Source organism: Croceivirga lutea (assembly GCF_014235875.1).
GTDB lineage: Bacteria > Bacteroidota > Bacteroidia > Flavobacteriales > Flavobacteriaceae > Croceivirga > Croceivirga lutea.
Genome location: NZ_JACJUK010000010.1, coordinates 1 through 13,539, shown reverse-complemented (window position 1 = coordinate 13,539; position 13,539 = coordinate 1). Strand labels below are relative to the sequence as shown.

The 13,539-nt window shown below is 33.4% G+C and carries 12 protein-coding genes and 2 tRNA genes; 6 read left to right on the top strand and 8 right to left on the bottom strand.

The window, feature by feature from the left end; all coding sequences use genetic code 11:
- Positions 1 to 21 precede the first annotated feature (21 nt).
- Both H5V42_RS14055 and H5V42_RS14050 read right to left on the bottom strand, forming a co-directional pair.
- Positions 22 to 780: a C40 family peptidase gene (locus H5V42_RS14055; RefSeq protein ID WP_185783814.1), complete on the bottom strand. Its 759-nt coding sequence runs from the start codon at positions 778 to 780 to the stop codon at positions 22 to 24.
- 14 nt (positions 781 to 794) lie between these two features.
- A complete protein-coding gene (locus H5V42_RS14050) occupies positions 795 to 1,970 on the bottom strand; it encodes an acetyl-CoA C-acyltransferase (RefSeq protein ID WP_185783813.1) in 1,176 nt (391 codons plus the stop codon).
- 111 nt (positions 1,971 to 2,081) lie between these two features.
- Between H5V42_RS14050 and H5V42_RS14045 the strand changes: the two genes are divergently transcribed.
- From H5V42_RS14045 to H5V42_RS14020, 6 genes are all read left to right on the top strand, one after another.
- Positions 2,082 to 4,121 (top strand): HD family phosphohydrolase, encoded by a 2,040-nt coding sequence (locus tag H5V42_RS14045; protein WP_185783812.1) that lies wholly within the window; start codon positions 2,082 to 2,084, stop codon positions 4,119 to 4,121.
- A gap of 96 nt (positions 4,122 to 4,217) precedes the next feature.
- Positions 4,218 to 6,620 (top strand): TonB-dependent receptor, encoded by a 2,403-nt coding sequence (locus H5V42_RS14040; protein WP_185783811.1) that lies wholly within the window; start codon positions 4,218 to 4,220, stop codon positions 6,618 to 6,620.
- An 81-nt stretch (positions 6,621 to 6,701) separates the two neighbouring features.
- Positions 6,702 to 6,785 (top strand) — tRNA-Ser (locus H5V42_RS14035).
- 26 nt (positions 6,786 to 6,811) lie between these two features.
- Positions 6,812 to 6,886, top strand: a tRNA-Pro gene (locus H5V42_RS14030).
- A gap of 217 nt (positions 6,887 to 7,103) precedes the next feature.
- Positions 7,104 to 8,336 (top strand): site-specific integrase, encoded by a 1,233-nt coding sequence (locus tag H5V42_RS14025; protein WP_185783810.1) that lies wholly within the window; start codon positions 7,104 to 7,106, stop codon positions 8,334 to 8,336.
- A gap of 319 nt (positions 8,337 to 8,655) precedes the next feature.
- A complete protein-coding gene (locus H5V42_RS14020; protein WP_185783809.1) occupies positions 8,656 to 9,066 on the top strand; it encodes a BfmA/BtgA family mobilization protein in 411 nt (136 codons plus the stop codon).
- Positions 9,067 to 9,297: 231 nt separating this feature from the next.
- On the opposite strand, the gene H5V42_RS14015 is transcribed toward H5V42_RS14020, so the two are convergent.
- The 6 genes from H5V42_RS14015 to H5V42_RS13990 all read right to left on the bottom strand — a co-directional run bounded on the left by H5V42_RS14015 (position 9,298) and on the right by H5V42_RS13990 (position 13,402).
- Positions 9,298 to 10,563 (bottom strand): glycosyltransferase, encoded by a 1,266-nt coding sequence (locus H5V42_RS14015; RefSeq protein WP_185783808.1) that lies wholly within the window; start codon positions 10,561 to 10,563, stop codon positions 9,298 to 9,300.
- Positions 10,564 to 11,035: 472 nt separating this feature from the next.
- Positions 11,036 to 11,617, bottom strand: coding sequence for an NAD(P)H-dependent oxidoreductase (locus H5V42_RS14010; RefSeq protein ID WP_185783807.1), 582 nt, complete (start codon positions 11,615 to 11,617; stop codon positions 11,036 to 11,038).
- The gene (locus H5V42_RS14005; RefSeq protein ID WP_185783806.1) at positions 11,618 to 12,022 is read right to left on the bottom strand and encodes a hypothetical protein; all 405 of its coding nucleotides are present in this window, start codon (positions 12,020 to 12,022) and stop codon (positions 11,618 to 11,620) included.
- 9 nt (positions 12,023 to 12,031) lie between these two features.
- Entirely contained in the window at positions 12,032 to 12,427 is a 396-nt protein-coding gene (locus tag H5V42_RS14000) for a hypothetical protein (RefSeq protein WP_185783805.1), read from the bottom strand.
- A 14-nt stretch (positions 12,428 to 12,441) separates the two neighbouring features.
- Positions 12,442 to 12,765, bottom strand: a complete 324-nt coding sequence (locus H5V42_RS13995; protein ID WP_185783804.1) for a hypothetical protein — start codon at positions 12,763 to 12,765, stop codon at positions 12,442 to 12,444.
- A gap of 55 nt (positions 12,766 to 12,820) precedes the next feature.
- Entirely contained in the window at positions 12,821 to 13,402 is a 582-nt protein-coding gene (locus tag H5V42_RS13990; RefSeq protein WP_185783803.1) for a Crp/Fnr family transcriptional regulator, read from the bottom strand.
- Positions 13,403 to 13,539 lie beyond the last annotated feature (137 nt).

Below are 13,539 nucleotides of genomic sequence, written 5' to 3'. Positions count from 1 at the left end.
CTGCCAATTGGCAGGTTTTTTTTATTCTATTATTTTCTTAATTACACGTAACTTATGAGAATACATGCGTTCTTCAGTATTAAATATTCCAGTATGATCAATACGGTCTATTCTAACTTTTTCGTGAACGTGTATGATATAGTTATTTTGGAGTAACATACCAACATGGTCAATTACACCATCTTTATCATCAAAAAAGGCTAAATCTCCAGGTTCACTTTCCTCTATAAAACTTAATGGATAACCTTGTGTTGCTTGCTGTTCAATTGTTCTGAAAAGCATAATACCATGCATTTTATAGATCATTTGAGTAAAACCACTAGGGTCAATGCCAAAAGGAGTTTTTCCACCTAATACAAATGGGCTATTTAAATAGAGTATAGCTGTGTCAACTAAACTATTTCTAAGTGATTTTTTTATAAGATGTTGTTGGCCTTCAAATAGATGTTGAAAAATTTCACAGAACCCAATATTAGCACCTAACGGAATAGCAATTAATTCTTCGCTTTCGTCACTTACATAGGACACTAAATCACCATTAAAACATATATTTTTATTTTCAATAATACTGGCGTATTCATCTTCTGTTAAAACTCTAAATTGATTGTTTAAAACCCAACCTTCAAACTTATCATTTAAAGTTTCTACTCTACTCCAAAATTTACGTGATTCTTTAATCTTAAAACAATCGCCGTATAAAAGTTGCGATTGCATAGCAGACAAATTATCAGCGTTTTCCCTAACAGGAACAGCACTTAGATGACAAATTCCAAATTGCATTAATAGGCTTACTTTTAATTAGCCTCTACAACTATTGCAGATGCTCCACCACCTCCATTACAAATTGCAGCAGCTCCAGTTTTTGCACTTTGTTGTTTTAAAACATGTAAAAGTGTAACTAGTATACGTGCTCCAGAACAACCTAATGGATGCCCCAACGATACCGCTCCACCATTCACATTCACATTATTATCTGTAAGGCCTAATAATTTCATGTTAGCTAAGCCTACCACAGAAAAAGCTTCATTAAATTCAAAGAAATCTACTTGGTCTATTGCTAGATTGGCTTTGGCTAAGGCTTTTGGTAATGCTTTTGCAGGAGCTGTAGTAAACCATTTGGGTTCTTGGGCAGCATCTGCATAACTCAAAATCTTAGCTAAAGGTGTTATGTTTAATTCTTCTGCTTTGGCTGCACTCATTAAAACTAAAGCTGCAGCACCGTCATTTATGGTAGAGGCGTTAGCTGCAGTAACAGTACCTTCTTTCGTAAAAGCTGGGCGTAAATTTGGAATCTTTTCTAGTTTAACGTTTTTAAATTCTTCGTCTTCACTAATAACCAAGGGTTCCCCTCTACGCTGTGGAACAGCTACTGGTACAACCTCATCTTTAAATTTACCCTGTGCCCAAGCCTCTGCTGAACGTTTGTAAGATTGAATAGCGAACTCATCTTGGTCTTCTCTAGAAAAATTATGTTCAGTGGCACAAAGGTCAGCACAAACACCCATCGCATTTTGGTCATAAGCGTCTACTAAACCATCTTTCTGCATACCATCAATAAGCTGCGTAGGACCAAATTTATGTCCATTTCTCATATGAACATAATGTGGTATTAAACTCATGTTTTCCATGCCTCCAGCTACAACAATTGAACTATCGCCGAGCGCAATAGATTGGGCAGCCTGCATTACAGATTTCATTCCAGACGCACATACTTTATTAATGGTAGTACACGGAACTGTATCTGGAATTCCTGCACCTAAAGCAGCTTGTCTGGCAGGTGCTTGTCCAGTACCAGCTTGAACTACGTTACCCATTAAAACTTCATCAACCATTTCGGGTTTAACACCAGCTTTATCTAGAGCTCCTTTTATAGCTACACTACCTAATTTAGTGGCTTCTACTGAAGATAGACTACCTAAAAAGCTTCCTATTGGAGTTCGAACCGCAGAAACAATTACAACTTCATTCATAAAATAAAATCTTTAATACTTGCGAAAATACTAATTATTAACGGCATCTTGTAGACACAAAACTTAGGGTAAAGGCAATATTTTCTATTTTTGGAATTCTACACAAAGCTAATGTCAAACCAACTTGATAATTTTTACAAGAACCAATCCAATTATTATAAGTACTTCTTATATGTGCTTTCAGTAGCGCTAATTGTTTACTTATTTCCTAAAGGAAGCAAATTTAAATACGAGTTTCAGAAGGGTAGGTCTTGGCAGTATGAGAATTTAATGGCACCATTTGACTTTGCAATTTCTAAATCTGCTGAAGAGGTTGAGTTAGAAAAATCTCAGCTAAGGGAAGAAAAGTTGCCGTATTACCAATACAAGCAAGATGTAGTACAAACCGTAAAAAACGAGTTCATATCTACACTAAATAATTCAGAGCAATACAATAGTTTAAGTAATGCAGAAAGGACTAGTTTAATTGAAAAAGGAACACAACTGCTAGCTACTTTATATGACCAGGGTGTAGTAGAAAATCAGATTACAAAATCTAGATTAAAATTAGTAAAACTAAACACGGCTGAAGAAATTTCTGGAACTAATATTTTTACCATTTCTGAAGCAAAATCTCTTTTAAATAAAGAGTTGTCTGAATCCTCAATACCTTTTGCAACAGAGCTTTTAGATACTTTAGAGCTGGTAATTGTACCTAATGTTTACTACGACCAAGAACTTACTGAAAACGAATTGAATGGTGCTTTAGCTCAAGTGTCTACAACCAGAGGACAAGTTAGAAGTGGCGATTTAATTATTGGTAGAGGAGAGGTAGTAGAAGGTTTAAAACTCAAAAAATTAAACTCGCTAAAAAGCCAATTTGAATCTGATTTGTGGCAGGGCAATAATACCTATTTCATTGTTTTTGGTTACACTTTATTGGTAGCCTTAGTATTAATAATGCTATTTCTATTTTTAAAGAGATACCGACAAGAAATTTTTGAAGATAACAATAAGGTAACCTTCATATTTGTGAACATTTTATTGATGGTTTTCATTACTACCTTAGTTGTTAAAACAGATGATAATTATGTGTATGCTGTACCACTCTGTATTTTACCGTTAATTCTAAAAAACTTTTTTGACGCACGCTTAGGTCTTTTTGCGCATGTACTTACGGTGCTTATCTTAGGATTTATTGTACCTAACAGTTTTGAATTTATTTTATTACAAATAATTGCTGGTATAGTAACTATTTTAACCATTTCTGAAGCCCACAAAAGAGCTAATTTATTTATTTCTGTTTCTCAGATTACAGCGATTTATATTTTAGGTTATTTTGCATTTTACATTATAAACGAAGGAGGAGTAACTAATATAAAATGGCAAAATTTCGCCTATTTTATGCTTAACGGGTTATTACTGCTAGCTTCTTTTCCTTTAATATATATTTATGAAAAGCTTTTTGGTCTTGTTTCAGACGTTTCTCTTTTAGAATTATCGGATACCAACTCTAAACTTTTAAAGGAATTGTCTGATAAAGCCCCAGGTACATTTCATCATTCGTTACAAGTAGCTAATCTTGCTGAAGCAGCTGCAAATCAGATTGGGGCCAACGGTATGTTGGTTCGTGTAGGAGCATTATATCATGACATTGGTAAAATGTTTAATCCAACTTATTTTACAGAAAACCAAATCACTAATATTAATCCACACGATGATTTACCACCAAAGGAAAGTGCTAAAATCATTATAGATCATGTTATTAAAGGTATAGAACTAGCTCGAAAAAATAATGTTCCAGATCGCGTAATCGACTTTTTACGAACACATCACGGAACATCTTTGGTGTATTATTTCTACAAAAAACAAAAAGATTTAGTTGGAGATGAGGTCAATGAAGAAGAGTTTAGATATCCTGGTCCTCCACCATTTTCTAGAGAAACGGCCATTTTAATGATGGCTGACGCAGTAGAAGCGGCTTCAAAAAGTTTAACATCGCCTAACAGTCAAATTATAGATGATTTTGTGGAAAAGATTGTAAAATCTCAAATGGATGCTGATCAGTTTCTCAACGCTAATATTACCCTTAAAGAGATTGAAGCCGTTAAAAAGGTATTAAAGCAAAAACTCATCAATATCTATCACCTAAGAGTTGAATATCCTGAGTAATCTGTTAAAAATTTGATAAGCAGATAGTTGTAAAAAATATAATAAACTAACTTTAGTTGCTTTAAAAGTATTACTATTATATTTAAAAGTTTTGCTATGAAAAAGAGTATGCTTCTATCTGTTTTGTTTTTTATTCTAATTATTGATTATACCAATTCTCAAGATTTTGGTCCAAAACCAATTAAACCATTTTCAGATTTTGATTATGAAAATGATTTGCAGATTAGTGCTAGAGATTCTCTTCAAAATTGGCAAGAAAAAGTCTTTTTACATGTAAATGATACAGATTTTAAACCCAAAGATGTTATTCTTTTCAAGGCTAATATTGCTACAGGTCCAGAAGCTTTAAAATATTCAGTAAGTAATGTCTTAAAAGTTGAAATTTTGAAGGAAAATGGACAATTGCTTACTAGCCAATATCACAAAATAGTAAACGGTAGTGCTTCAGGTGAGATACTAATACCAAAAAAAGTAATCGAAGGTCGCCACTATTTAAGAGCATATACCCGTTGGATGTTAAATTATGGCGAGCACTATCTACCAACCATGGCTATTAACATAGCAATAGATAAATTTAAGGATGTTAATATTTCTAATGAAATTTTGATTTCCCCTGAAGGTGACAATTTTATAGTAGATGTAGAAAATAGGGGAATTGTAAGTTCTTCAGGTATTCAAGATTTAAGTGGTAAGATTATTGATGAAACAGGTAATAAAATAACCGAAGTTCTCAGTTATGATGCTGGCTTAGCTAGCTTTACCTTTATCCCCAAAAAAGAAAAAAGCTATTATTTGAAATTGAATAATGGAAATCAATTAGCATTACCTAAAGCAGTGCCATTTGGTCTTGTGTTGCAAGTAAACACTATTAAAGAAGATAAAATTTCAATTCAAGTTCTGGCTAAGCAAGTACAAGAAAATCAAGAATTTTATTTAATTGCTAAAAAACAAACTAGAACTTATTTTAAACAGAGTTTTAACATAGCTGATGAAAAAGCGATGGTAATTGAAGTTAATAAAAATGTATTACCCTCTGGATTACTTACACTTCAAATAACAGATAATTATAATCAAATTTGGGCAGAACGGTCAGTTTATTTAGAAAAGAACGAGGTTAACATAAGCGTAAATGAACTAAAACGTAGTTCAGAAAACAATAATACAACTATTACCTACGAACTCAATCTCGAAGATGATAAGTCAAATCCAGTAACAACGGATGTGTCTTTGGTAGTTAATGATGTTACTCAAAAAAATACCGTACGAAAACTTAATCAAAGACAACAGAATTATTTAACTGATTTGCGATTACTTGCAGACAAAACTCAAGCTTTATACAAAACGCAAGAAGTAATAACTATACCAGACCAAATTAGTTATTCTTTTCAAAATGGATTAGACTTTTATGGGCAAGCCTATAATTTAGAAAATGAATTGTTAAGTAATAAAATCCTACAAGTTGCCATTGATAATGGTAATCAGTTGAAAATTTTTGAAGCTAAAACAAATGAAAATGGCCTTTTTACTGTTGAAGGTATAGATTTAGAAGGGGAGTTGACACTAACATTTAGAACCCCAGGAGACGATACTAAAGAAAAGCTAGTAAAGGTAATACCATATAATTTTGAGATTCCTGAACTGGTTATTAATGACCAACTCAAGAAAGTTGTAAAAAATAAAAAAGTAAAAAGTACTAAAGCTTTAGTTCCTCAATTTAAGATGTCCGCATTCGACGCTAATGATAAACCCAATAATTTGGTGGAATTAGACGAGGTAGTTCTGGTTGAACAACAAAAATTAGCTAATACCTCTCCTTCCGTGTATGGTATTGAACCAGATAATGTTGTTTACCAAGACCCAGAAAGACCAAAAACATTACCTCAATTATTTCTAGGAGTTCCTGGAGTTTATGTGACAGGTCTGGGGGATTTAAACCCTACATTATCTTTACCAGCTAAAGCTTTTGCAGGTCCTATTTTATGGGTTATTGATGGTTTTCCTTTAAATCAATCAGGTGTAGGTGTCGGAGCTATTTCAGTTGCTAATGGCAATAATCAAGGCGTTACATTCGGCCAGAATAGAAGTGGTTTGGCTCAGGTAATGGATATAGTACCGTATATTGATGTAGAGCGCATTGAATTTTTATTTGGCCCTAATGCGGCTATTTATGGAACCAGGGGAGCTGGTGGTGTAATTCTTATCTATACCAAAAATGGAGCCTATTCAAAAGACTTTATTGATAGAAAAGACGCTCAGTTAACTATGGAAGGTTTTCAACCAAGGATTTCTTTTTCAAACAATAGCTTTTCTCAAAACTCTTTAAAGAATTCATCAACACTTTTCTGGAATCCTAAATTACTAACAGATGAGAATGGTAAAACTGCTTTTGAAGTGGTTATTCCAGACGGGGTTGAAACTATAGAGATTGATGCTAAAGTATTCACTTCTAATGGTAAAAGGGGTGAATTAGAAACTTCAGTAAAAATTTCTTCAAAATAATTATAAAAAATAGTTGTGTCTTAGTTTTTGAAACTATATTTTTGCATCCGCATTTTTAGAGACGTTCTTGTAAAAAACATTGGAGAGGTGCCGGAGTGGTAACGGAGCAGATTGCTAATCTGTCGGCGGGTAACTGTCGCCTGGGTTCGAGTCCCAGTCTCTCCGCTTTTTTTCCATAAAGATATAACCTTCGGGGTGTAGCGTAGCCCGGTTATCGCGCCTGCTTTGGGAGCAGGAGGTCGCAGGTTCGAATCCTGCCACCCCGACGAACCACTATGTAGTGGTAATTAAAGCACTGTTAACTATTTGATTAACAGTGCTTTTTATTTTTAATGCATTCATCTGATATCAGATAAAACTATATTTCTGGTGTAGAGTTCGGTGAATGAATCAATACTTACTTTACGCATAATTTTGATAGACTTTGAAGCTATCTAGGTCAATTTGCAAAACCTATTTATTTCAAACTTAAATCTATGTAACATGCGTAATAGCAATACCTTTAAGCTACTAATATTTACCAGAGCCCATACAAATGACTCAACGAGGTTAACAATTTATGCCCGTATTACTGTAAATGGAAAGCGAGCAGAAATTAGTTTAAAGCGATATACCACGGTGAATGATTGGGATGATAAACTCGGAAGAATTAAAGGAAATACCCAAAAAGCTAAGTTGTTAAATAGTTATTTAGATGAGGTTTACGCATCCATTATGGACGCTCATAAAGTATTGTTGAGAGAAGATGTAACAATAACGGCACAAGCAATCAAAGCTCGTTATTTAGGGCAAGACGAAGGACACAAGACATTATTAGACATTGTTAAATATCATAATACCACACAGCATCTATTGCTGAAACCAGGTACTATGAAAAACTATCATTCGACCGAAAGATATATTCATAAATTCTTAAATGAACAATTGAACCTGCCCGACATTCAACTTAAAAGATTGAATTATCGCTTTATTTCTGACTTTGAACACTACCTACGGAGCTATACTCCAAAAGTCCCCAGAAAGACATGTTCTAATAATGGAACTATGAAACATTTAGAACGATTGATGAAGATGTTAAATCTAGCGGTTAAGTTAGAATGGGTTGCTCAAGACCCATTTAAAAACTACAAACTTAGATTTGAAAAAACTGAACGGAGTTATTTAACAAAAAGAGAGTTATCGTTAATTGAAGAAACCACATTTAATGGTACTGGTTATGAACGCGTAAAAGATGTATTTCTTTTTTCCTGTTATACAGGTCTATCCTACATTGATGTTAAACAATTAACAACAGAACAAATACATATTGGAATCGATGGCAACTTATGGATTTATACAAAGAGAGAAAAAACAAATGAGACGGTTAAAATTCCGCTACTAACAAAAGCGAAGGCAATTCTAGAGAAGTATAGTGAAGAATCCGAAAAAGTGTTAGAGGAAAGTGCACTTCCAGTATACAGTAATCAAAAAATGAATCAATATCTAAAAGTAATAACCAAAGCTTGTGGAATTAGAAAGCGAGTTACCTTTCACACGGCAAGACATACGTTTGCCACCACTATAACCCTTTCTAATGGTGTACCTATAGAAACGGTATCTAAAATGTTAGGTCATTCAAAGTTGACAACCACTCAAATTTATGCCAGAGTATTAGAACAAAAGGTAGGTGAGGATATGCAAATGTTGATGGCAAAATTGGAGAGCCAAGAAAAATAAGAAGTTAAAGTCCCCAAATCTTACCGCAACTTTTGCGCAAGGTCCCTGTGGAGTTTCTTTAGCATTTCGGGAAGAAAGGCGTAAAAAAGAAAATCCATAGGGCGCAACAAACCTACTTTATAATTCAAACTTTTCTGGTCTTTTTATTTGTTGCTTCGCAACGGTTTAGGAAGAGCAAGAGGATAACAGGCTGCGCCATGTTATGTTTTTTATTTATTTGATTTTCAGCGTTTTAAATCTTCTTAAAAGAAGGTGTGAATCGTGTTTTTACTAAAAAACAATCTAAACAACTGATTATCAATTTAAAAATTATTAAAACATGGATAAAGAGTACTTAAAAGAACGTTTTGTAACACTAAGATTAAAAGAACCCGTTGCTGAAGAATTTAGAAGATTTGCGAAAAAAGAAGGGCAATCGCAATCTGTTACCTTACAAGAAATGCTAGATTTTTTTAAAAGAAATCAGATAAACCCAAAAGATGAAGTAACCACAGATTTAAAGAAGTTAGAAACAAAACTTTTAAAACGAATCAACGCAGTAATGTCAATTATAAGAGATATTGAAAAAACACAAACCTTACCCACGTTAATTATTGTAAAATCATTTTTAGAAGGCATTTCAAAAGAAGAAACTCCCTCATTAATTGAAAAAGATTCTCAGCCACTAAGCTTAGAGGAAGAGTTGGAACAACTTAATAGTTTAAACAAAGACCTTCCGCGCACTTCATAGGATTTGTTTGGTAAGTTTTGGGACCTGTTGCTCGAAACTTAATTATAATCTCTAACCTGTAGCCTTTATTCAGGACGGGTCAAAATTACTGGCAACGGTTTCAGGTATGAAACGTAGGACATTTCGCAGCTGCGTACTTGTCCAGCGAGACAAAACTTGCTAAGAACCCGAAACTTCAAGAAAGCATTGTCCGCCCTATGTTTTATACCCAATGTTGTGCTTTCGTTATTTTTATTTTAATATAAGCTCTATTAGTTTATCAATGTTGCTTTCGTCTTGTATTTTATTTGCAATTTTCTCCGCATTCCTTTTGTAATTTTCATTATTTAATAATTCTAGAAGTAGTGGTTCGAAATTACTTTTATTGAATTTTTTTATTGACATTCCTTTTTGACCTGCTTTTAATTTGTAGATTATGGTATTCCAATAGAATTGGTCAATGAAGTGCGGAATGATTAAACTAGCACATCCGTATTTTAAAGCTAGATGTGTAGTTCCTGAACCTCCATGATGAATAACGGCGTACATTTTGGGTAAAACCCAATCGTAAGGAATGTTACTTACAAAATAAATATGGTCTGGGTATTTTTCGGGTTCGACCAAACCACCCCAGGAAGTATTGATTATTGCAGGTGTTTTATGCTTGGATAAAGCATTAAGTATTGCTTTGGTTTTTTGAATAGGGTTTGTATTTGAAATACTACCAAAAGTGATAAAAACTATCTTATCATTATTTTCAATAAATTCTTCCAGACTTTTATCTGCCTTCCAACTTGTAGACTTTTTCCGTTCGAAATATCCTACAACATTTGCGTTCTGTTTCCAGCCCTTTGGCTGTGGAAAGAGAGTAGGCGAGATAGTATAAAATGATTTAGTCTTATTAAGCAATCTTTTACGAATCCGTAGAGGATTTATTGTTTTCCCCATTAACTCCTTGTGATACTTTTTTGTAATAGAATAAGTAGCCAAAGACAATACTAAACTTTGAAATGAATAGCTTAGTCTATTTAAGAATCGACCATGATTACCGCCACCTGCAAAGCCAATGATTGAGTGATGATCAACTTTATGAAGAAAACACGGGAAAGGGTGTACAAAAATTCCTCTACCAGGGTTTTTAAATTCCCAAATCATTGGGTAGACGCATTTCTGATTGTAAAACACATAATCAGGTAGTTCTTTGTCCAAAATTGTTTTTTGTTCCAAAGTAACTTCCTTGTTAATCCTAATTGACCTTTTAGCCAAGACGAGAAGCGTATTTAATCTTTTGAAAATTGAACCGCTTCTGCTCGTTATTACTTTTGATTGATCACCAATGAGTAAAACCTCAATAAATTCTTTAGTAAAACCATAAAATTTATCATTGCCTACTAGTTCTCTAAACTGTTCTGGAAAGGCATGAACAACTTCCCATTTTTTTTCTTTAAGTATTTCTCCTAAAGCCAAAAATGGTTCAATGTCTCCACGACTACCTAATGAAAAGAATACGGCTTTCATACATTCAATTTACTGTTCTTAGTTTTGTTTTATTTTATCAATGTGTTGTGCTACGCGTTTTGTTTCTTGCAATAAGAAAACACAGGATTGAAGAAACTAGCGTCAAGGAGCCTCCAAGTACTAGTTCAACTGCGCTTTGTGCAAATAAATTCCCAATGGTATTCAACATAAAGAAGGCTGAAAAACTCCATATGAGTATGTCGATGACCTTATTTTTTTCTTCTTTTTTCAGAAGTCTGTACTTAGCGGACAAAATGATGAGTATGAAGGTATTTAGGAGTATAGAGAAAGCTTCAAATGCTTTCATTTCTTCAACAGAATCTAGTTGTCCGGCCCAAACTTTATCATAGGGAATCTGCTCCAGAAAGATCAAGCAATGAAATATCAAGACCATCCCTAGGATGAAAAACATTATTATAATGGCAGTTCTTTTACTCATGTTTTTGTTCTCTATCGGATGCTTTTTGAAATGCTATTTACCAGCTTGACCTAATCTATCAACTCTCTTGAGCCATTTTACTCTAAAGGCTTCTTTAGATAGTCTGATTGGACCTATGGTTGTAATTCTTACTTTTTTTACACCAATAAACTGTAGTGTCCCTTTTTTCATGGCATTATGACTTGGACATTTATTAATTAACCGATAATACCATGGGGGTTGATCCAAGGTACATATCAACCGAGCTGTTTTACCTGTAAAGTGTTTATTCCACCACAAAGATTCTTTCCGTTTGCTAAAAGCGTAACCCGGAAGAAGTACTCTGTCTAAAAAGCCTTTCATAATTGCCGGTACTGAACCCCACCAAACAGGATATACCCAAACTAAATGGTCTGCCCATTTCATTATTTCCTGACTCTTTAGTAAATCAGGTTCAAGTTCGGTTCGTTTTCTGTAACCATGTTGAAGGTTAGGATTAAAAGCTAAATCTGGTAGTACGATTTCTTGAATTTCAGCACCTGATGCCTGTGCGCCTTTTTTGTAGGCATCCGCCAATGCGTAACTATAGCTTTCTTTATCTGGATGACCTATAATAAGTGCTATTCGTTTGTTCATTTATATGCTATTTAAAAATTCTAATAGAGTTAAAGCCCCAATTGATAATAATACTATCCAACCAGGATGTTTTCCTTTTGTCCCAATAAAAACGAGAAAGGAAGAGCAGAACATTGTAATAGTTATCGTGATAGTTATGAATTGCATAAAATCAGCACTTAATTCGGTTTGTTTCATTGTTATTTTTAGAAGTAAAGCACCTATACACCAACCAAAAAATGAAGCTAAATGCCAAGTAGCCCAAATAATTCTAAGGTGTCGTTCTTTTAAGTCGGATGTGATAATTGTAGGTGCTATTTTCTTATGCCCTTTCTTTTTTCTAAAAATTAATACTTCACCAAGTATTGAGTGCATTAATCCTAATATAAAACATAAAAGACCTGCAACCCATAGATATTGGTTCATAAAAAATAATTAAATATTTTGTTTTTTAATAGATGATTTACGTAGACCTATTAAGAGTAGAAAACCAATAGGCATTAATAATATCCATTGGAATGCATTAACATTATAAATGTAACTGGTAATTATAAATGGAATTCCTGATAAAATATAAAGAAAAGCAATAGATTTAAGTTGTTCTTTTACTTGATTACTGCCTTTTAAAAATCCGACTTTCAAGATGATGTAAGAAGTAAAAAATAAAAGGATCGTTACAATGTGCCAAGCTGCGGTTAATTCACTCTTTTGTTGAATACTAATATTGCTATCTAAAAGCGGATTAACCAATTCTATTTGTCCACCTATCGTATGAAGAATAGCACCTAAAAGATTTATGATACCTGCTATTTTTATGTATATTATTTTCATTTTTAAACTTTGAATTAGAAATATTTTTTGATTTTATGTAAAAATGGGTGTGTAAGTTTATCTTCTTTAAAAAACTTATAAAGGATAATACAGGTCGGAATAGTTAAATAGAATGAGCAAATTAAGAATGTTGCAAGTCCACAAGCAATTGCCAAAATTTGAGCAAAAAGTTCTCCAAGACTTTCTTGCTGTGTTATAAAATAGTTGCTTACACCTAACGAATATTCATAGAAACGAATTGAGGTTTCGTAAAGCAACCAAGCAGGGTAAAACCATTTTCTAATAGGTTCCCACCAAGTTCCAAAAACTGATTTTTGTTGACTGTTTAAATCTTCCATTTTTAAATCTTTTTACAAAGGTCATTTTAATGGGAGTCATATCATTTGATATAAATCAAATTCGAACTTTAGGGTTACGAATTCGACTTAATGTTTCAAGCGTAATGCCTAAATAGGAAGCAATATGGGTTAATGGTATACGTTGTGTAATGTCTGGGTAAATACTTATTAAGTTCTGATATCTTTCTTCTGCTTTAGCAAATTGAATAGTATGCAACCTTTCACAAAGTCCTAACATAGTTTCTGTAACTACTTTACTAATAAATCGCTCAAAATCATGAAAATTGTTTGAAAGTAAGTCTACTGTTTCTTTTGTAAACTCAAGAACTGTAGAATCTTCAACAAACTCTACATAATGCGGACTAGGTTGATTACTAAAAAAACTAACTACAGATGCCATAAATTGGTTTTCAAAGGTAAACCAGTCAGAAATGTCTTTTCCATCTTTCAAATAATAAGCCCTTGCACAACCTTCAATAATTAAATAAGCTTTTTTAGAATGTTGCCCTTCCCGAACAACAACATCACCTTTTTTGAAGTTGCCAATGTTTGAATTTCTAATGAAATCTTGCTGACATTCATTGCATAGTGGGGAATACGTTTTCCCAATTTCGTGTAAGATCTTTTCAATTTCCATAATGAAGCACAACGGCAGTCTGTCCCAAAACTGCCTTTAGATTTAGTTTAAAATTAGCTTATTAGTTTCAGACTACCGAAGCTTGGAAAAAGGAAGGGGAAATTTTGTTTTGCCCCAAAATACCCCTAATGGATTTA

Excerpts from the sequence above, each read along its gene's own strand:
- H5V42_RS14045 (WP_185783812.1), top strand. The coding sequence starts at position 2,082 with ATGTCAAACCAACTTGATAATTTTTACAAGAACCAATCCAATTATTAT.
- H5V42_RS14000 (WP_185783805.1), bottom strand. The coding sequence starts at position 12,427 with ATGAAAATAATATACATAAAAATAGCAGGTATCATAAATCTTTTAGGT.
- H5V42_RS14055 (WP_185783814.1), bottom strand. The coding sequence starts at position 780 with ATGCAATTTGGAATTTGTCATCTAAGTGCTGTTCCTGTTAGGGAAAAC.
- H5V42_RS14005 (WP_185783806.1), bottom strand. The coding sequence starts at position 12,022 with ATGAACCAATATCTATGGGTTGCAGGTCTTTTATGTTTTATATTAGGA.
- H5V42_RS14010 (WP_185783807.1), bottom strand. The coding sequence starts at position 11,617 with ATGAACAAACGAATAGCACTTATTATAGGTCATCCAGATAAAGAAAGC.
- H5V42_RS14050 (WP_185783813.1), bottom strand. The coding sequence starts at position 1,970 with ATGAATGAAGTTGTAATTGTTTCTGCGGTTCGAACTCCAATAGGAAGC.
- H5V42_RS13990 (WP_185783803.1), bottom strand. The coding sequence starts at position 13,402 with ATGGAAATTGAAAAGATCTTACACGAAATTGGGAAAACGTATTCCCCA.
- H5V42_RS14015 (WP_185783808.1), bottom strand. The coding sequence starts at position 10,563 with ATGAAAGCCGTATTCTTTTCATTAGGTAGTCGTGGAGACATTGAACCA.
- H5V42_RS14020 (WP_185783809.1), top strand. The coding sequence starts at position 8,656 with ATGGATAAAGAGTACTTAAAAGAACGTTTTGTAACACTAAGATTAAAA.
- H5V42_RS14025 (WP_185783810.1), top strand. The coding sequence starts at position 7,104 with ATGCGTAATAGCAATACCTTTAAGCTACTAATATTTACCAGAGCCCAT.
- H5V42_RS13995 (WP_185783804.1), bottom strand. The coding sequence starts at position 12,765 with ATGGAAGATTTAAACAGTCAACAAAAATCAGTTTTTGGAACTTGGTGG.
- H5V42_RS14040 (WP_185783811.1), top strand. The coding sequence starts at position 4,218 with ATGAAAAAGAGTATGCTTCTATCTGTTTTGTTTTTTATTCTAATTATT.